14 protein-coding genes are annotated in these 17,885 nt (G+C 68.9%); 10 read left to right on the plus strand and 4 right to left on the minus strand.

The window, feature by feature from the left end; translation table 11 throughout:
• Position 1: 1 nt before the first annotated feature.
• On the minus strand, positions 2 to 1,711 hold the full coding sequence (locus VZQ01_RS19185) for an acyclic terpene utilization AtuA family protein (protein WP_426748602.1): 1,710 nt from the start codon (positions 1,709 to 1,711) through the stop codon (positions 2 to 4).
• Between the two features lie 101 nt (positions 1,712 to 1,812).
• On the opposite strand from VZQ01_RS19185, the gene VZQ01_RS19190 reads away from it, so the two are divergent.
• The 7 genes from VZQ01_RS19190 to VZQ01_RS19220 all read left to right on the plus strand — a co-directional run bounded on the left by VZQ01_RS19190 (position 1,813) and on the right by VZQ01_RS19220 (position 10,503).
• Entirely contained in the window at positions 1,813 to 2,448 is a 636-nt protein-coding gene (locus VZQ01_RS19190; RefSeq protein WP_223749425.1) for a TetR/AcrR family transcriptional regulator, read from the plus strand.
• Positions 2,449 to 2,513: 65 nt separating this feature from the next.
• Positions 2,514 to 3,392: an SDR family oxidoreductase gene (locus VZQ01_RS19195; protein WP_223749426.1), complete on the plus strand. Its 879-nt coding sequence runs from the start codon at positions 2,514 to 2,516 to the stop codon at positions 3,390 to 3,392.
• A gap of 132 nt (positions 3,393 to 3,524) precedes the next feature.
• Positions 3,525 to 5,555, plus strand: coding sequence for a tetratricopeptide repeat protein (locus VZQ01_RS19200; protein WP_223749427.1), 2,031 nt, complete (start codon positions 3,525 to 3,527; stop codon positions 5,553 to 5,555).
• Positions 5,536 to 6,582: a ComEC/Rec2 family competence protein gene (locus VZQ01_RS19205; protein ID WP_223749428.1), complete on the plus strand. Its 1,047-nt coding sequence runs from the start codon at positions 5,536 to 5,538 to the stop codon at positions 6,580 to 6,582. The genes VZQ01_RS19200 and VZQ01_RS19205 overlap by 20 nt, the downstream gene beginning before the upstream one ends.
• A 96-nt stretch (positions 6,583 to 6,678) precedes the next feature.
• Positions 6,679 to 8,133, plus strand: coding sequence for a tetratricopeptide repeat protein (locus VZQ01_RS19210; RefSeq protein WP_426748603.1), 1,455 nt, complete (start codon positions 6,679 to 6,681; stop codon positions 8,131 to 8,133).
• 119 nt (positions 8,134 to 8,252) lie between these two features.
• A complete protein-coding gene (locus tag VZQ01_RS19215) occupies positions 8,253 to 9,740 on the plus strand; it encodes a DUF1570 domain-containing protein (RefSeq protein ID WP_267698686.1) in 1,488 nt (495 codons plus the stop codon).
• Between the two features lie 199 nt (positions 9,741 to 9,939).
• Positions 9,940 to 10,503, plus strand: coding sequence for a hypothetical protein (locus VZQ01_RS19220; protein WP_223749433.1), 564 nt, complete (start codon positions 9,940 to 9,942; stop codon positions 10,501 to 10,503).
• A gap of 68 nt (positions 10,504 to 10,571) precedes the next feature.
• Here VZQ01_RS19220 and VZQ01_RS19225 read toward each other — a convergent pair whose 3' ends face one another.
• Together VZQ01_RS19225 and VZQ01_RS19230 are read right to left on the minus strand one after the other, a co-directional pair.
• Complete coding sequence (locus VZQ01_RS19225) at positions 10,572 to 10,877, minus strand: hypothetical protein (protein ID WP_223784247.1); 306 nt, start codon at positions 10,875 to 10,877, stop codon at positions 10,572 to 10,574.
• A 172-nt stretch (positions 10,878 to 11,049) separates the two neighbouring features.
• Positions 11,050 to 14,448, minus strand: coding sequence for an amidohydrolase family protein (locus tag VZQ01_RS19230; protein ID WP_426748604.1), 3,399 nt, complete (start codon positions 14,446 to 14,448; stop codon positions 11,050 to 11,052).
• 188 nt (positions 14,449 to 14,636) lie between these two features.
• Here VZQ01_RS19230 and VZQ01_RS19235 point away from each other — a divergent pair, with 188 nt between their 5' ends.
• The 3 genes from VZQ01_RS19235 to VZQ01_RS19245 all read left to right on the plus strand — a co-directional run bounded on the left by VZQ01_RS19235 (position 14,637) and on the right by VZQ01_RS19245 (position 16,401).
• Positions 14,637 to 15,089, plus strand: coding sequence for a PaaI family thioesterase (locus VZQ01_RS19235; protein WP_046710288.1), 453 nt, complete (start codon positions 14,637 to 14,639; stop codon positions 15,087 to 15,089).
• 5 nt (positions 15,090 to 15,094) lie between these two features.
• On the plus strand, positions 15,095 to 15,553 hold the full coding sequence (locus tag VZQ01_RS19240; protein WP_194869471.1) for a PaaI family thioesterase: 459 nt from the start codon (positions 15,095 to 15,097) through the stop codon (positions 15,551 to 15,553).
• Between the two features lie 98 nt (positions 15,554 to 15,651).
• Positions 15,652 to 16,401 carry a DUF4142 domain-containing protein gene (locus VZQ01_RS19245; RefSeq protein ID WP_426748605.1) on the plus strand — a complete coding sequence of 250 codons (750 nt, stop codon included), beginning with the start codon at positions 15,652 to 15,654 and terminating at the stop codon, positions 16,399 to 16,401.
• 13 nt (positions 16,402 to 16,414) lie between these two features.
• Here VZQ01_RS19245 and VZQ01_RS19250 read toward each other — a convergent pair whose 3' ends face one another.
• Positions 16,415 to 17,875, minus strand: coding sequence for a protein kinase domain-containing protein (locus tag VZQ01_RS19250; RefSeq protein WP_426748607.1), 1,461 nt, complete (start codon positions 17,873 to 17,875; stop codon positions 16,415 to 16,417).
• Between the last annotated feature and the right edge of the window lie 10 nt (positions 17,876 to 17,885).

Raw genomic sequence — 17,885 nt, forward strand, 5'->3', positions numbered from 1 at the left:
CTCACCCCTCTCCTTCGCGCAGCAGCGACTCGGGAATGTCCACGTGACGCGAGCGCAGCCACTCGCCCAGCGCCTTGCCCTGCGGGTCGAAGCGCGTCGACGACGACACGCCCTCGCCCAGGATTCCATCGACCACGAAGTTCAACCCGCGCAGCTTCGGGAACACGTGCCGCTCCACCGGGAAGGCCGCGGCCTCCGGGAGCAGCTCCTTCAGCTTCTCCGCCGTGAGGAAGCGCGACAGCCAGCGCCACGCCTCATCCGAGCGCGCCCACACGCCGATGTTCGCCATGCCGCCCTTGTCACCGCTGCGAGTCGCCACCAGCCGACCCAGCGGCACCCGGCGCGTGGGCCCCGAGGACAGCGGCTCCGTCAACGGGAGCGGCTCCACCGGCGCCAGCGCCTGAGATTGCGCGGGCGGCGTGATGGCGGTGCGCGTGCCGTCGGGCAGCACCGCCACGTGCTCCACCTTGCTCGCGTCGACATAGGCCGGCGTGTAGACACCATACGGCGCGCCATCCGAGGGCGGCGCCGTCATGGTGAAGCCCGGGTAGGTGCCCAGCGCCAGCTCCACCGCGGCGCCGCTGAACGCTCGGCCCACCAGTCTCTGGTCCTGGTCCTTCACCACCACGCGCAGGAACGCGGCGGCCTGCTCCTCCGTGGCCGCGTCCTCGCGGTCCGTGCGCACCAGCGTCCAGTGCACCTCGCTCGGCTTGCGCGTGAGCGCCGCCTCCATCTGCTCGCGGATGAGCCGCGCCTTGTCCTCGATGTCCAGGCCCACGAGGACGAACGTCGCCTCGTTCTTGTAGCCCCCCAGGTGGTTGAGGCACACCTTCACCGTGGGCGGAGGCGGCTCGCCGCGCACGCCGCTGATGCGCACCCGGTCCTTGCCGTCCGCCGTCAGGGCAATCGAGTCGAAGCGGGCCGTGGCGTCCGGCCCCGCGTAGCGCGCACCCGTGACTTCATAGAGCAGCTGCGCGAGCACCGTGTCCACCGTCACCGCGCCGCCCGTGCCCGCGTGCTTGGAGATGACGGACGAGCCGTCCGCGAACACCTCCGCCAGCGGGAATCCCGGACGGCGCACGTCGATCTCCTTGAAGAAGGAGTAGTTGCCGCCCGTGGCCTGCGTGCCGCACTCCAGCACGTGGCCCGCGACCATCGCGCCCGCGAGCTTGTCCCAGTCATCCTTCTTCCAGCCGAAGTGCGCGGCCGCCGGCCCCACCACCAGGGACGCGTCCGTCACGCGGCCGGTGACGACGATGTCCGCGCCCGCGCGCAGGCACTCGGCGATGCCCCAGCCGCCCAGGTACGCGTTCGCGGTGATGGGCGAGCCCAGACCCAGCGCGTCCGCGCTGCCGGAGAGGTCGTCCCCCTCCACGTGCGCGATGCGGGCCTTGAGTCCCAGCTTGTCATTGAGCGCTCGCAGCGCCTCGGCGAGCCCGGCCGGATTCAGGCCTCCCGCGTTGGCGACGATGCGCACCTTCTTCTCCAGCGCCAATCCCAGACACTGCTCCATCTGCCGCAGGAAGGTCTTGGCGTAGCCGGTGGCCGGGTCCTTCATCCGGTCCCGACCGAGAATCAACATCGTCAGCTCCGCCAGGTAGTCGCCCGTGAGGACGTCCAGCTGGCCGCCCTCGAGCATCTCCCGGACGGCCGAGAACCGGTCACCGTAGAAACCCGACGCGTTGCCGATACGGAGGGGGGACTCGCTCATGCGCTCTCCACGTCCTGCCTGAATGCGGAGCAGTGTGGGAGGCCATGTCTAAAAAAGCAAGCGCGCTTGCTTTTTTCCAGGGCGGCTTCCAAGCTGACCTCGTGAGCGAGGCACCGGCCGCGACAGGAAGACAGGAGCAGGAGCGCAGCCGCGTCACCCGGCAGCGACTGATGGAGGCGGCCATCAGCGCCCTGTCGGAGCTGGGGTGGGCGGGCGCGACGATGACGGTCATCGCCGAGCGGGCCGGCGTGTCCCGCGGCGCCTGTCAGCACCACTTCCCCACGCGCGGTGATTTGGTGGCGGCCGCGGTCGAGTACGTGGGCCATCAGCAGATGGAGGAGCTCGGTCGGCGGGCGGCCCGGCTGCCAGCGGACCAGCGTCGCACGGAGAGCATCCTCCACATGCTGGCGGGCTTCTACACGCACCCGCTGTTCGTCGCGGCCGTGCAGCTGTGGGTGGCGGCGAGCACGGACGAGGAGCTGCGCTCGCAGCTGGTGCCGGTGGAGACGAAGGTGGGGCGGGAGGTGCACCGGCTGACGGTGTCGCTGCTCGGCGTGGACGAGCGCGAGCCGGGCGTGCGCGAGCTGGTGCAGGCGACGCTGGACCTGGTGCGCGGCCTGGGGCTGGCGAACCTGCTGCGCGACGACAGCGCGCGGCGAAAGAAGATTCTCCACCGCTGGGCGCTCACGCTGGAGGACGCGCTGCGTCCCCGGTCCGGGCGCAAGGCGGAGGACTGACGGGCCGCGACGTTCGCGACAACACGCCCCGACGACACTCGGGCGGGGCCACATCGGGAGAGCACATGGGCTACCGCTCCGTATTCGCGCCGGGGTTGTTCAAGGGACAGAACATCATCGTCACCGGAGGCGGCAGCGGCATCGGCCGCTGTACGGCGCACGAGCTGGCGGCGCTCGGCGCGCACGTCATCCTGGTGGGCCGCAAGCCGGACAAGCTGGAGAAGGTGGCGGCGGAGCTGCGCGAGGACGGCGGCGAGTGCTCGCTGGAGACGGTGGACATCCGCGACGAGGAGGGCGTGAAGGCCACGGTGGCGCGCATCGTCGCGGCGCGCGGGCGCATCCACGGGCTGGTGAACAACGCGGGCGGGCAGTTCCCCTCGCCGCTGTCGGCCATCTCGAAGAAGGGCTTCGAGGCGGTGGTGGCCACCAACCTCACGGGGGGCTTCCTGGTGGCGCGCGAGGTGTTCAACCAGTCGATGAGCCAGACGGGAGGCTCCATCGTCAACATGCTCGCGGATGCGTGGGGCGGAATGCCGGGCATGGGGCACTCGGGCGCGGCGCGCATGGGCATGCTCAACCTGACGCAGACGGCGGCGGTGGAGTGGGCCTTCGCCGGGGTGCGCGTCAACGCGGTGGCGCCCGGGTGGGTGGCCTCCAGCGGCATGGACAGCTACCAGGACGAGGGCGTCAAGGCGCTCATCCCCATGCTCAAGCAGGAGGTGCCCCTGCACCGGCTCGCCACCGAGGCCGAGGTGAGCGGCGCGATTGTGTTCCTGCTGTCGGACGTGGCCGCGTTCATCACCGGCGAGGTCATCAAGATTGACGGTGGCGCGTCCTGCAACACCAAGATTTTTCCGCTGGAGGAGACCAGCGCCTCCAAGCCCTACGAGGGCTTCCACCGCGCCGCCGCGCCGCGCATCCTGGGTGGCGACAAGCAAGGATAGCCTTACGAAACAGGCGTTGTTCCGTCCCTGGAGTGGAGGGAGAGAGAGAGCGTCGGGTCCTGAGCGGATTCGCTCCACCTGGCCGAGGTGAGGGTGGATGGCCCATGATAGAAGCGCGTCACAGGAGGTTTCGTGGGCACGCAGGTCACTCCATTCTCGGTCCGACAGGCTGTCACCCAGGTTCGACAGGCCTTGGATGACGGCGCGAACACGGTGGTGCTGTCGGGGCAGACCGGCGCGGGGAAATCATCGGCGCTGAGAGAACTCGCGTCGAGCCCACTCGGCGCATTCAAGGATGTCGTCTTGATTGCGCCGCCGAAGGGTGAGCAGAGCCTTGACTCCGGGCTCGTGGCGCTCGTGGAGCTCGCGGCCCAGCTCGACGACAACAAGCTCCTCCAGAAGGTGAAGCGCAACGACGTCCGCTGGAAGGGGAAGCTCGAGGACGTCACACATCAGCTCATCAGCCGCGCTCCCCGGACGCTGGTCCTCTTCGACGAGCCCCTCCTCGACACGAGCCCAGGCCCACTCTCCTCGGTCTTCGCGGACCGCGCCGCGGACCTCTCCCGGACCCTGCTCAACATCAAGGGACTCAGGAAGGTCGTCGCGACCTCCAGCACGCTTCCAGAAGCACATGTCGTCGAGGTCGCCCGGCGCTCAGCTCCCTCGGAGATTCTCTCTCCCGACAACTGGGACCCTGTCCTCGCGTCCGCCGCGGCGCAGTTGCTGGCAGCCGGAGGAGACCTCCTCACGGACCAGTCTCCGCTGGAACTGCGGTTGCGCGTGGGGCTCGTCGCCACCGGTACCAGCCCCATCAAGGCCGCCGGTCCGCGCCATGCCCTGCACAAGCTCATCGGCCAGCTGCTCGAACAGGTGGGAGCGGAAAGCACGGACCTCAAGCAGGTCCTCGGGCGTCTGGCGCTCCTCAGGGTGCCCTTCGACCTGGAAGCACTCGATGACATGGGCGCTGGTGAGCTCTCCTCACGCTGTCAGAGTCTCTTGCGTCAGACCTTCCTCTTCGGTCCTCCGGAAGGCCTGCTCCTGCATGAGTCCATCGCCCAGGAGGCTACCCGCTGGCAGTGGCTGACCTCCCACGGGCGCATCCAGGCGCATCGAAAAGCGGCCCGATACCACGACGCGCGCTACCGCCACTCCAACGAGAAGTTCAAGGTCCGGGCCGCGGTACGCCATGAGCTCGAGGTCATCCATCACCTGACCCACGCAGGTGACGCCACGAAGCTCCTGGAGCGCTCCCTCTTCTTCGTCGAGCAGTATGACGCCTTGGGGAAGGTCCTCAGCCAGCAGGGTCGTCATGACGAGGCGGTTCATGCCTACAAGCGTGCCCTCGCCCATGACTCGGACGATGCCTACGCCCACCATTATCTCGGCTACAACCTCGACATCCTCGCGCAGAGCCCTCAACAGGTCGAGGCGCACTTCAAGAGCGCCATCCGGGCAAACCCCTCGCATGTCTGGTACCACGGCCGGCACATCAATTTCCTCGTCACGCGAGGCAGGGTGCGAGAGGCGAGGAGCGCCTGGGAGGCTGCCCTCGATGCGCTGCTCCCCTCCGGCTCCTCGCTGAACGAACCTCTCTATCGGGAGCTTCACGGAGCGCTCTCACGACTCCTTCTTCATCGGGGCCAGCTCGAATTCGCCCGCGATGTACTGAATGACGTCCCCCTGCAGCTACGCCCAGGGCTCCCCTGGTATCGAGCGTTGAGACGATTGCATGACGCCCTCTGGGTCGCGGCCTCGGGTGACGAGGTGTTCCCCCCGCACATCTCGCCTGAGGAGCAGTGGAAGGGTCCGCATCTGCTGCACAGGGCCGCGGACAGCGCGCGGGTCGAGCACTGGGCTCCGGGGCGTATCGCGGAAGCCAGCTCGACCGAGGTCCATCTCCGGATGGCGCTCCCACCGTCCCCTCGCGAGGAGCCTTCGTTCGTCTGGAGGGACCTGAGCATCGAGGAGTACCAGGCGCTCGCGCTGGATACGAAGGACCGTGAGGAACTCCCCTCCGCTGGAACCTTCGTGGAGGTCATCAAGTTCCATGGGGAGACCGAGTTCCTCCGGTGCCATCCCGTCATCCCCTTCGAGGATGTAGACCTGCCATACCTCTTCCCTCCTCCTGACAGGTATCTGCGGCGTGGACCTCCCGGCGCTTGATACCGACGCCCTGCAACTCTTCGTCTTCGGACCAGGGATGGGGGAACTGGTGGCCATCCGGGCGCCCCCCAACCATTGGCTGGTGATGGACGGGTGCTCCGTGGGCGGGAGGCATTATGGGCAGCAGTTGATGGACCACTACGGCGCGGTCCCATCGCTCATCATCTTGACGCATCCGCATCTCGACCACGCCAAGGGCGTGTCCGAGGTCATTGACGCGGCGACAAGTGACACGGAGCCAAAGGATTGGCCACGGATTGGGCTCGTGTGGTCCACGCACGAGACACGCGACGACCTCACCTGCCTGACCCGGTACTACGACGGTGCGGTCTCGGAACAGGCCATCAGCGCTATCTTCGACCGCTGGGAACGCTTCCCCGCCTGTCGACTGGAGCTCCGGCAAGGGGAGGTCATTGCCCTGGGAGAAGCCCGGGTCAAGGTGCTGGCGCCTGCGCCCGGGGCACGGACTCAAGCCTTCCAACGATGGTCGGCGGGGAAGGCTTTCGATGCCAACTGCATCTCCACCGTGCTCCAGGTTGAATGGGAGGGGGTACGACTCGTGTTGGGTTCCGACATGGTGGAGAACCCGGGACAGGGATGGAGCAACGTTCTTGCGTTCGACAGCAATGTGCCAAGGCATGCAGCCCTCAAGGTCGCCCACCATGGCTCCACAGATGCGCAGCACCCTGAGCTGCTGAAGCGCTCCTCACCCACGGATGAGCCCTTCTGGCTCATCACCCCCTTCGCGAATCAAAAGCTCCCTCGCTTCCAACCAGGAGAAGGCGTGGCACTCCTGCTGGACCATGTTTCCAAGGTCCACCTCACGGGAATCCCCAGGTCGTTCGGGAAGCAGGGGCTCATGCCTCGCGGCTACCGCCTCGCGGAGCTGCAATCACCTGCTCACAGCATGGACCGCTCCCCCTCCCTCACCGGATTCCCGGACTGCATGGTTGCACTGAGCTGGAGTCGAAGCGGTGGCCCACCCACCGTTCACTCGGGTCGAGGGAGTATCACCGTCGAGCGCTGAGAAAGATGACGGGGCCTCACTCCGCGCCGCGCATCCTGGGTGGCCCCGCGAAGGAATGATTCGCGTCCCACCTCGCGGCCGTGACAAGAATCCGGGATGGCATTCCGGGTTCTCTGGGTGGGGTGGATGCTGGCGATGGTGTCGGGCTGCGCGAGCACGCGCGCGCCGTCTCCTCGCGAGGATGACGCGGTCTGGACCGAGGTCCGCAGCCGACACTTCCGCGTCCTGACGAACGTGGAGCCCCACGAGGCCACGCGAGCCGCGCTCGAGCTGGAGACGCTCCGCGGCGCCGTGTCGCGGCTGTGGGGCGGGGACGAGGACATCCCCGGCTCGATGGACGTCGTGCTCCTGCGCGACGCCGCCGAGCTGGAGGCGCTCGTCCCTGGGACTTCCGGTGGCTTCTCCGCGAGGTCCGCCGAAGGGGCGCTGCTCGTCATCACCCAGGAGGACTCGGAGCGAGGAGCAAGGACGCGGGCCCGCGCGCTGGGCTACGAGCTGAGCCGTCGCGTGTTGCAGAGCCGCCCCCGGTGGCTCGCGGAGGGGCTCGCCCGCTACTTGGAGACCGTGCGCGTCGAGCACGGCACCCGCGAGGCCGTGCTGGGGCGGGAGGATGCGCCCAGCCTGGAGCGGGTCCGCGAGAAGGGGTGGCTCGACATCGACGCGCTCTGGGAACAGGAGCATGTGCTGAAGCCGAGCCCCGAGGAGCAGCAGTGGCGCGATGCCTCCGCGTGGCTCTGGGTGCACTTCCTCGCGCAGGAGCAGCCGGCGCGCTTCGGCAAGTGGCTCGCGTTGCTGGCCCAGGGCGAGGACTCACGCGCCACGTGGGAGACGACCTTCGGAGACCTGGACGCGCTGCGGAGCGGTGTGCGCCAGCACGCCTCTCGCGAGCGGTATGTCCCTCGCGCGTCACCGCTCCCCGCCATCCCGGAGGAGGTCACCGCGCGCGCACTCGGCTCCGCCGATGTCCACGTCCTGCGCGCGCGGGTCCTGATGCATGCGCCTGGGAAGGACGCACGGACGGAGGCGCTCGCCGAGGTCCAGCGAGCCCTGGGCGAAGCACCGACCCATGTCGACGCGGCGACGCTCGCCGTGCGCTTGTCGGAGGACACGCCGGAGCAGCTCCAGCGAGCCCATGCGTTGGTGCGGGACCATCCCGACGATGCGCGCGCCTGGATGCTGCTGGCGGAGCTGCTGGACCCGTCCCTCGAGCCGGGCGCACAGGCGGATGCGCGACGACGCGCGACCAGCCTGGCCCGCGATGACGTCGCCACCCTCGTCCGCGTCGCCGACAGCTACAACGAGACGGGCAACCTGGAGGAAGGCCTGCCCACGGCCCGCCGCGCCCTGGAGCTGGACCCTCGCAGCCCCGCCGCGCTGACGTCCCTGGCCTTCCTGTCCTTCCGCTCCGATGGCTGCTCCAAGGCGAAGCGCCTGCAGTACCGGGTCCGGGACCTGCTCGATGGGTCCACCACCGCCGACTTCCGCGAGGCGATGGAAGAGCGGCTGCGCACCTTCGAGCGCAAGTGCAACGCCAACCGGCCTCCTCGCTGAGCCCGAAGCCTCCCATCCCCTGATGTCTCTGTATGGGCTCCAAGGACTCATCATGAGAGAGGGATGAACCCTCCCCGGGGTCCGTGGGAATCGTGGAGAGGATGTGCCAGAAGCCCCACATGCCAATGTCAAAGGTGTGGGTGGGATTGCTGGGGCTCCTGGTGTTCTCGGGCTGCGCGGGCTCGCGGGCGCTGTGTCCGCGCGAGGGGGGTCGGGCCTGGTCGGAGGTGAGGAGCGAGCACTTCCGCATGCACACGGACCTGTCGCCGGAGGTCGCGGCGAAGTCGGCCATCGAGTTGGAGAAGCTGCGCCGGGCGCTGCTGCTGGCGTGGGGCACGGACTTCAATCCCCCGGGCTCGCTCGACGTCATCCTGCTGCGCAACACGAGTGAGCTGGCGGAGTTCACCCAGGGCCGCTACGTCGGCTTCGTGTCCACCACGGAGCGTGGCCCGCTGCTCGTCATGTCGGGCGAGGGCTACCTGCTGGACAACGGCCCCGAGCTGCAACTGCAGACACATGAGCTGGCGCACTACCTGAGCCAGCATGTCCTGCTGCGGCAGCCGCGCTGGCTGGCCGAGGGACTGGCGCAGTACCTGGAGACCACGCACATCAAGCCCAGCACGGGCGAGGCGGTGCTCGGCCGGGTGAACGCGAACAGCCGCAACTATGTGACGCGCAACGGCTGGCTCGGCATCGACGAGCTGTGGGAGTGGGACCAGAAGGAGCTGCTCAGCGACGCGGAGAGCCAGCAGCACTACGCCTCCGCGTGGCTCTGGGTGCACTACCTCATCAACATGCACCCGGAGCGCTTCGACGCGTTCCAGACGCGGCTGGCCCGCGCGGAGGACCCGCAGCGCGCCTTCGCGCAGTCCTTCCAGGGCGTGAGTGATTTGGGCGGTGACTTGCGCACGTACCTGATGAGCGGGCGCTCGGCGTACCTCACGCTGCCGCTGCCGGCGGTGTCCACCCAGGTGGCGGTGCGGGAGCTGGGCAGCGCCGAGGTGCACGCCAACCGCGGGCTCATGTTCCTGCGCGCCCCGGGCGAGCTGACCCAGGCGCAGCGCAAGGAGAAGGCCGGCGCCGAGCTGGCACAGGCCCTGACGGAGGACCCGACCAACGTGAGCGCCGCAGTGCTCGCCACGCAGCTGTCCTCGAACCGCCAGGAGCACCTGGCGCGGGCTCGGGAGCTGGTGAAGGCGCACCCGGAGGACGGACGCGGGTGGGACCTGTTGGCGGAGATGCTGAGCGACCAGGACGAGCCCCAGGCGCTGGAGCAGGCGCGCGAGTCGGCCGCGCGGCTGCTGCCGCACGACGTGCGCATGCTCACGAGCCTCGCCCAGCACTACATGATGACGCTCCAGCCGCAGAAGGGGCTGCCCTCGGCGAAGCGCGCGGTGGAGCTCTCCCCGGGCAATCCGTTCGGGCTCGCGGTCCAGGCCGCGCTGTTCTTCCAGCTGGACCGGTGCGCGGAGGCCGTCGGCTTCCAGCGCCGCGCGGTGGACATGCTGCACGAGGCGTATTCGGCCGAGTTCCGCAAGGACTTGCGCGAGCGGCTCCAGCGCTACGAGGCGAAGTGCGGGGCGGCGGTGTCCAAGCCAGTGCCGTGATGGAGTGAGTGCGGGCCCGCACGACAAGCCCGCACCGGAGCGGGGCGCGCATCGCCCGTTGGACCTGGGTACACGTCCATTGCTCGACAGCCATCACGGTCGACGCACGGGGCGGCGGCGCGGCACCGGCCGTCACTACCGTGGTTCCACCTTCAACCCCGAGGTGGACATGCACACGCACATTCGTTGGCTGTGGTTCATGGCATTCATCGTGGTCTCCGGCGCGCTCTCCGCTTGCGGCACGGAGGGCAGCCCGGTGCTCGAAGAGGAGTCCGCGCTGGAGTCGAGTGAGGCGCCGCTGCTCGGCACCGTCACCTGTCTGCTCGGGACGACGACCATCTCCTTCTCGCCGCCCATCACCAACGAGCCCCGGGACACGACGGTGTCCGGCAGCGGGACGCTCACCAACTGCGTCGCGGTGCTGGCGGACCCGGTGATTTCGGGCACCACCGGCTTCGCTCCGGCGCTGCGCAGGAACTACACCTGCGACTCGCTGCTCGGCATCAGTGGAGGCTCGGTGACGGTGACGTGGAACACGGGCGAGACGTCGCAGCTCTCGCTCACCCAGGTCGTCGTTCAAGGTGGCACCACGACGCGGACCACGCAGCAGATTGGCACCGTGGTGTCCGGCAAGTACGCGGGGGCCACGGCGGTGCGGACGCTGGTGTTCGTGGTCGCGGACCTGGAGAACGCCTGCGCCTCTCCGGAGGGGCTCGCCCAGTACACCAGCACGCAGACGCTGGTGCTGACGCTCATCCCCTGACGTGAGGGACGGGCTCCGGAGGTTCGTTCCGGAGCCCGTCGTGGGTCATGCGCGCGAGAAGCCGTGCGCTAGAGGGCCAGCGCGGGCAGACACGTCGTGATGGCGGTGAGCTGCAGCCCACAGCTCCCCAGACAGGGGACGAGGCTCAACACGGGCGAGAACTCCACGCAGGTCACGATGCACGCGCGAGCCTGCTCCGTCGCCGGATTGAGACACGCGAGGAACTCAGGGAGACCGGCGGCCTCGACAGTCGGAGCGTCGGCGGAAGGTGAAGGCTCGGGAGCCGCCGTCTCCTCGGCAGGGTCCATGGGTCCGCAGCCCACGGCCATCATCAGCACGAACGTTCCCGCCAACCGCTTCATCAGATTCAGCATGGTGACGCCTCCTGTGTTGCAACCCGGAGCGTCCCAGTTCACGGCAGTGCATCCCAGTGAGCCCCGGTCCCGAGTCATGTCCACCGGGCTCCAGTCGTTCACCCTCGAGGAGGAATCCGGTGCGGGTCCACGCAGCTCCCGCACCGAGGCTCACCGTGACGCCACGCTTCACTCAGTCACACGAGTGCGTGTGCGTATGCGCGCTGGCCTTGGGACTCCAGCCCTCGTTGCCGTCCTTCTCGAAGAAGAACTTCGCGCGCTGGCGCTGCCGCGTGCCCACTTCGTTCAGCGTGGCCGCGTCGTACAGCCGCCCGTTCACCATCGTGTAGCGCACGGAGCGGCTGTTCATCAGGTCCTCCAGCGGGTTCCTGTCCAACACGATGAGGTCCGCCAGCTTCCCCTCCTCCAGCGAGCCAATCTCCCCATCCATGCCCAGATAACGCGCCCCACCGAGCGTCCCCGCGCGCAGCGCCTGCAACGGCTTCATCCCGCCCTGGCCGAACATCGACAGCTCCCAGTGCGCCGCCAGCCCCTCGCGCTGTCCATGCGCGCCGAGCTGCACGTTCACCCCCGCCTCATTCAGCTCCCTCGCCGTCCGCGCCGCGTCGAAATGATTCATCTCGTCGTCCGGCACCATCGTCCGCCGGCGGCTGCGTGAATCCACCACCCGCCGCGGCACGAAGGACAACAGCCGCTCGTCCTCCCAGACGTTCGTCTTCTGGTACCAGTAGTTCTCACCCCAGTTGCCGCCATACGCCACCCCCAACGTCGGCGTGTAGCCCGTCCCACTCTTCCCCCACAGCTGCTTCACGTCCGCGTAGATGCGCGCCACCGGAATCGCGTGCTCCACGCCCGTGTGCCCATCCACCACCATCGTCAGGTTGTGCTGCAGCAACGAGCCACCCTCGGGCACCACCAGCATCTCCAGCTCCCGCGCCGCCTGGAGCACCTTCTGCCGCTGGTCCCTCCTCGGCTGGTTGTAGCTCTTCACGCTGAAGGCCCCCATCGCCTTCATCCGCCGCAGGTGCGAGCGCGCATCGTCCAGCGTCTCAATCGGCGCGCGATACCCCACCCCCGCCGCGCCATACAGGATGGTCCCCGTCGAGAAGATGCGCGGCGACACCAACGCCCCCGCCCTCCCCAGCTCACTCGCCGCGAACACCTCCTCCGACGAGTTCGACGGGTCATGCAACGTCGTCACCCCATACGCCAGCGACGCCGCCTGCACCCAGCTCTGCTCCGGCATCAGCCCATCCACCCCCATGGCCCCATGCCAGTGCACGTCCACCAGGCCCGGCATCAACGTCTTGCCCTTCACATCCACGACCTTCGCCCCAGCCGGCACCTGCACCTTGCCCACCGGCCCCACCGCGACGATGCGGTTGCCCTTCACCACCACCACGCCCTGCTCGAACACCTCGTCACCCTTCATCGTGATGACGCGCCCACCCACCAGCGCCAGCGTCCCCTCCGGCACGTCCGCCTTCACCAGGAACGACAGGTCCACGCCCTTCTCCGGCACCGGCGGCAGCTTCTCCGGCGCCCCCTCCACGAAGGTGAACGCCTGCTTCAGCTCCCGCGTGAACAGCTCCGGCCCCAGCGCCCAGTGCAGCCCCTGGCTGTTGCCCGCCCAGTGCAGGTACTCGCCCGCGTCGCGGCTCACCTTCGCCACCGGCAACGCCTTCGCGTCCGGCCCCACCACCGCCGCCTTCGCCCCCTTGGGGAACGGCGTGATGAACGCGTTGAAGTTCTCCCGGAACGCCACCCACCGCTCGTCCGGAGACACCTTCAGCTCCGTCGCCTCCGCGCTCGTCACGTGCGTGCGCTCCTGGCTCCCGTCCAGACCCACGCTCTTCAGCGAGCGCACGTCCTCCTTCTCCTTCGACTCCACATGCAGGAAGTACACGCGGTCCGAGCGCACACCGAAGTGCGGCTGCTCGCCATCCCGAGCCAGCCTGCGCGGCGTGCCTCCCGCCACCGGCTGCACGAACAGCCCCGTCTCCCGGCTCCACTGCCCCGGCATCAGGTAGCCATCCCCCGACGCGCGATACACCAGCGACTTGCCATCCGGGCTCAGCGCCGGCTCCACGTAGTAGCCCGGCCGCGTCGACACCACCTTGCCCTCACCGCCCGTGGCCGACACCACGCGGATGGCGCCCAGCTTCTCGTCGTCCCACGTCGTGTAGACGATGGAGCGCCCGTCCCGTGAGAACGACGGGTAGAACTCCAGGTGGTCGTCCTGCTTCGTCAGCCGCTTCGGCGTGCCACCCGGCAGCTCCTTCACGTAGAGCTTGCCCAGCGTCTGGAACACCACCCGGTCCCCCTTCGGAGACACCTGCACCCAGCGCAGCATCTTCGTGTTGAAGCGCTCCGGCGCCACCGCCCGCGGCGAGCGCACCGCCTCGAAAATCGTGCGCGTGCCCTTCACCCGGAACGGGATGGGCGTCACCTGCTTCGTCGCCACGTCGATGCGCTGCAGCTTGCCGCCCGCCCAGAAGACAATCGCCTTGTTGTCACGCGTCCACGCCAGCGTCGGGTACACGCCGTGGATGGCCCACGTCTCCTGCATGTCCCGGTCGAGCCCGTCGTACAGCGGGCGCTCCGCCCCCGACGCCACGTCCGTGACGTAGAGCACCGTCTTCGTCCGCACCCGACGGATGAACGCCAGCTGCTTGCCGTCGCGCGACGGCGTCGGACGGATGGAGCCTCCCGGCCCGGTGACGAAGGGGTCGATCTCCTTCGTCTCCACGTCCAACCGCTGGATGGCGTAGATCTCGCCGTTGGGGTCCTTGTTGTATTCGAACGTCCGGCCCGGCGTGACGTCCTGGCTGAAATAGACGTAGCGGCCATCCGGGGAGAACGCCGGCTCGCCCAAATCCTTCTGCTCGTTGGCGCGCTCGGTGAGCTGCACGCCCTCGCCGCCGGAGCGGTGATACATCCACACCTCGCCCGCGCCCAGCGAGCGGCGCGCCGTGAAGTGCTTGCGCGCGACGATGAACTGTCCATCCGGGCTCCACGCGGGGCTGTTGAGCAGGCGGAACTTCTCCTGCGTCACCGCCTTCACGTCCGAGCCATCCCGCTTCATCACCCAGATGTTGTCGCCCCCGCCCCTGTCACTCGTGAAGGCGATGGACTTCCCATCCGGGCTGAAGCGCGGCTGCATGTCCCAGGACACGCCCGAGGTCAGCGCCCGCGCCTCGCCGCCCGCCAGCGGCAGCACGTAGATGTCCCCCAGCAAATCGAAGACGAGCTCGTCCCCGCTGGGGCTCACGTCCACGTTCATCCACGTCCCCTCGGAGACGTCGATGGACACCTGCTTCGCCGGGAACCCGGGAGCGTCCACCTTCCACGCGTCCTTGTCCTTGTCGGCCTTGGCGGACTCGGTGTCGGACGGGGCGTTGGGGTCCACCTCCACGGCGCGGCCGGCCTCACGGGCGGCGTCATCCTTCTTCACCGGGATGGGGGGCGTGGGGTCCTGCCGGGCGGCGGGAGGCGTCTGCGCGGGCTGCGCGGCGACGAGCGCGCCCGGGACGAGCAGCAGGGCGCAGAGAGCGGAGGTCAGTCGTTTCACCAGAGGTCCTCGTGTGGGGGGACTGTGCGAGACACGGCCTTGCGGGGCGCCACACTATCCGGCTCCCCGGGGACACGCCCGGCGCGACGTGAACAGGGGGACAGCCAGGCCTCTTCCTGAGCGGCCGCGGAGGGCTCGACGCGATTCGTCACGCGCCATCCCGGGACGTTTCTGTTATCCGCATCCCCATGTCGGACGACTTCAAGCTTCCCGAAGACAAGGCCGGGCGGATGGAGCGCTGCTCCCTGTTCTACTCGGACATCGTTCCCCACAACCACGCGCTGGGTCTGAAGCTCGTGGACGTGGCCCCCACCGAGGCCACCGTCGAGCTGCCCTACGCGGACTTCCTCGTCGGCAACCCGGAGACGGGCGTCATCGCCGGCGGCCCGGTGACGACGCTCATCGACGCGACGTGCGGCACCTCCGTCATGCTCCGGCTGGGACGCATGACCCCCATGGTGACGCTGGATTTGCGCATCGACTACCTGCGCCCCGCGCGCCCCGGGGTCACCCTCACCGCCGTGGCCGAGTGCTACCGCACCACGCGCCAGGTCGCCTTCGTCCGAGCGCTGGTGCATCAGGGCGACAAGAACCACCCGGTGGCCTCCGCGCAGGGCACCTTCATGCTGACGGAGGAATGACTTCCATGAATGACACCAAGCCCTCCTCCGCCATCGCCGAGTTGGTCCTCGAGGTGCGCAAGACGCGCGAGTACAGCCGCCTCACCGACGCCATCCCCTACACGCGATTCATGGGCATCGGCGTGGAGAACCTGGCCGGCGAGATGATGTGCCGCATGCGCTACCAGCCCATGCTCATCGGCAACAGCTTCCTGCCCGCGCTGCACGGCGGCACCCTGGGCGCGCTGCTGGAGTCCGCCTCCATCTTCGAGCTGCTCTTGAAGACGGAGACGCCGCGCGTGCCCAAGGTCATCTCGCTCACGGTGGACTTCCTGCGCTCGGGCAAGCCGCAGGACACCTTCGCGCGCGCCATCATCACCCGCCAGGGCCGCCGCGTGGCCAACGTGCGCGTCGACGCCTGGCAGGACGACCGCACCCGCCCCATCGCCAGCGCGCACGCCCTGTTCCTGCTCGCCGAGCCCTGACCCCAGCCTTCGTCCGTCCGGCCGTCGTGCCCTGGCCGCGCCTGCTTCGCCGTCGCCACCTTCGAGAGGTTCGGATTCACACTTCTCGGAGGCAGGCGATGAAGCGATGGAGCGGTTGGATGCTGGTCGGCTCGCTGGTGCTGGGCGGCGCCGCGGGCGCACAGGATGACGATGTCGCCACCCAGAATGGCACCGGTGACAGTCAGGGAATGATTCGCATGGGCGAATCGGAGGCCATCGACCACGGTGAGGACCTCCAGAAGCTGGGGGATGAACAGCCCGGCACGGGCGGCTCGGGGCAGGGCGACGCCCAGGCGGCGAAGTGGATGCAGCGGGGCCTGTTGCCCGTGCCCACCGAGGAGAAGGCGTTCCTGGCGGAGCTGCACCACGCGAACCAGATGGAGGTCCAGATGGGACGGCTCGCCCAGAAGAACGGCGCGTCCCAGGCGGTGAAGGACTTCGGCGCGCGCATGGAGCGCGAGCACGGCCAGGCGGACGAGAACCTGCTGGCGTATGCGAAGTCGAAGAACCTCACGCTCGAGGAGCCCAAGGCGGACTCCACGCTCGCCCAGGCGATGCAGGAGGCCGAGCACGCGACGATGAAGAAGCTGGAGGCGCTCCAGGGCACCCCGTTCGACCGCGCGTACCTGGCCGACATGGTCGGGGACCACGACATGGACATCGCCAAGGTGATGGCCGCGCAGCAGCAGTTCGCGAGCAACACGTCGCTGAAGGCGCTGCTCGACAACCTGCTGCCCCAGCTCCAGCAACATCGTCAGGCCGCGTACCGGCTGCTCGGACAGGAGACACCGCGTCAGGCGAGGCAGGCCCCTCGCGGCGCGCGCTGAGTGACACCGTGCTTCAGTCGCGGGTGACGGACACGGTGTAGAGCTTTCGCTCTCCGTCGCGGGTCCACACCAGCAGTTGGCCCGCGCCGACATCGAGCGGTGTGAGCAGCAACACGCCGGGCTCCGACTTGATGTCGACCAGGTCCGTGCGACCGATGGCGATGCGTGAGAGTCCCTCGATTCTCAGCTCGCGCGGCGTGCCCATCACCATGGGGAAGAACGTGTTGCCGCCCGTCCTCCTCGCCTCCTCGACCTGCGCCATGAAGGTCGCGTCCTGCACCGATGGTGGCGGCTTTGTACCCGGCTTCCACCAGAGGGCCCCGGCCCCGCCCAGCACCCCCACGCCCAGCACCGCGACCCAGCCCAACCACACCCTCTCGCGAGGTGTCTGTTTCGAGAGCGCCTGGAGCAGCGCCTCCATCGAGGGATGACGGGCCTCGGGCTCACTCGCGAGCCCCTTCGCCACGGCCGCGCGCACGTGGCCTGGCAGTCGGGGCGGCTTCTTCACCGATGCGCCGTGCTTCGTCGGTTGTCCGGGCCGCTCGCCATACAGCGCTTCGTGCAGCGCGACGCAGAAGCTGTACTGGTCGCTCCTCGCGTCCACGGGCTGCCCGCGCCGCTGCTCGGGTGACATGTACGCGGGGGTTCCCAGCGCGGTGCCCTCGCGGGTGAGCGCGGTCTCCTCCGCGTCCACGCCGAGCGGCGCGGTGGTGAGGTCGCCCGTCGTGGGGTTCGACGCCGCTGGCTCCCGCCACCTCCTCGCGAGCCCGAAGTCCGTGACGCGTGGACGTCCGTCCCGGCCCACCAGCACGTTGGCGGGCTTGAAGTCCCGGTGCACCAGCCCTCGCTGATGCGCGGCCGCGAGCCCCAGGCCCGCCGCGTGGAACATCTCCAGCACCTCGCGCCAGGGACGCTCCTGCTCGCGCAGCCAGCCCGCGAGCGTCGGGCCCTCCACCCACTCCATCGCAAGGAAGTCCCGCCCCTCCGCGGAGCCGAGCTCGAAGATGGGCAACACATTGGGATGGGACAGGCGCGCCATCGCCTGCGCCTCGCGCAGCAGTCGGGCGCGGCTCTCCGTCTCGACACCCTCGCGCATGGGACGCAAGAGCTTCACCGCCACCTTGCGCCCCAGCCTCGGGTCCTCCGCCGCGTACACCACGCCCATGCCGCCCTCGCCCAGCAGCTCGCGCAGCACGTAGCTCCCCAGCTTCGTGCCCTCCGGCAATCGCTCTGCTGGGGACGGGCGTGCTCCCCGGGTCGACATCCCCTCCGAGTCTGGACGCGTGAGCGAGCCCGCGCCCGGTGAGGAGGCCTCGGCCGCGACCACCGCGACCAGGGCCCGACAGTCCTCACACGAGTCCAGGTGCGCCGCCACCTCCGGCACCCGCGCGCCCGACAGCACACCGCTCACGAAGCCGGCGAGCACGTTCTCGTCCGGGCACACCTCGGGCATGGGAGAGGCCGGTGGGTTCATGGGCGCGTGT

The organism is Myxococcus faecalis (genome assembly GCF_050039385.1).
GTDB lineage: Bacteria > Myxococcota > Myxococcia > Myxococcales > Myxococcaceae > Myxococcus > Myxococcus fulvus.

What these genes read in the sequence shown, in the direction of transcription:
- VZQ01_RS19210 (WP_426748603.1), top strand. Translation starts at nt 6,679, where the DNA reads ATGGCATTCCGGGTTCTCTGGGTGGGGTGGATGCTGGCGATGGTGTCG.
- VZQ01_RS19225 (WP_223784247.1), bottom strand. Translation starts at nt 10,877, where the DNA reads ATGCTGAATCTGATGAAGCGGTTGGCGGGAACGTTCGTGCTGATGATG.
- VZQ01_RS19250 (WP_426748607.1), bottom strand. Translation starts at nt 17,875, where the DNA reads ATGAACCCACCGGCCTCTCCCATGCCCGAGGTGTGCCCGGACGAGAAC.
- VZQ01_RS19245 (WP_426748605.1), top strand. Translation starts at nt 15,652, where the DNA reads ATGAAGCGATGGAGCGGTTGGATGCTGGTCGGCTCGCTGGTGCTGGGC.
- VZQ01_RS19235 (WP_046710288.1), top strand. Translation starts at nt 14,637, where the DNA reads ATGTCGGACGACTTCAAGCTTCCCGAAGACAAGGCCGGGCGGATGGAG.
- VZQ01_RS19240 (WP_194869471.1), top strand. Translation starts at nt 15,095, where the DNA reads ATGAATGACACCAAGCCCTCCTCCGCCATCGCCGAGTTGGTCCTCGAG.
- VZQ01_RS19220 (WP_223749433.1), top strand. Translation starts at nt 9,940, where the DNA reads ATGGCATTCATCGTGGTCTCCGGCGCGCTCTCCGCTTGCGGCACGGAG.
- VZQ01_RS19215 (WP_267698686.1), top strand. Translation starts at nt 8,253, where the DNA reads ATGCCAATGTCAAAGGTGTGGGTGGGATTGCTGGGGCTCCTGGTGTTC.
- VZQ01_RS19195 (WP_223749426.1), top strand. Translation starts at nt 2,514, where the DNA reads ATGGGCTACCGCTCCGTATTCGCGCCGGGGTTGTTCAAGGGACAGAAC.
- VZQ01_RS19185 (WP_426748602.1), bottom strand. Translation starts at nt 1,711, where the DNA reads ATGAGCGAGTCCCCCCTCCGTATCGGCAACGCGTCGGGTTTCTACGGT.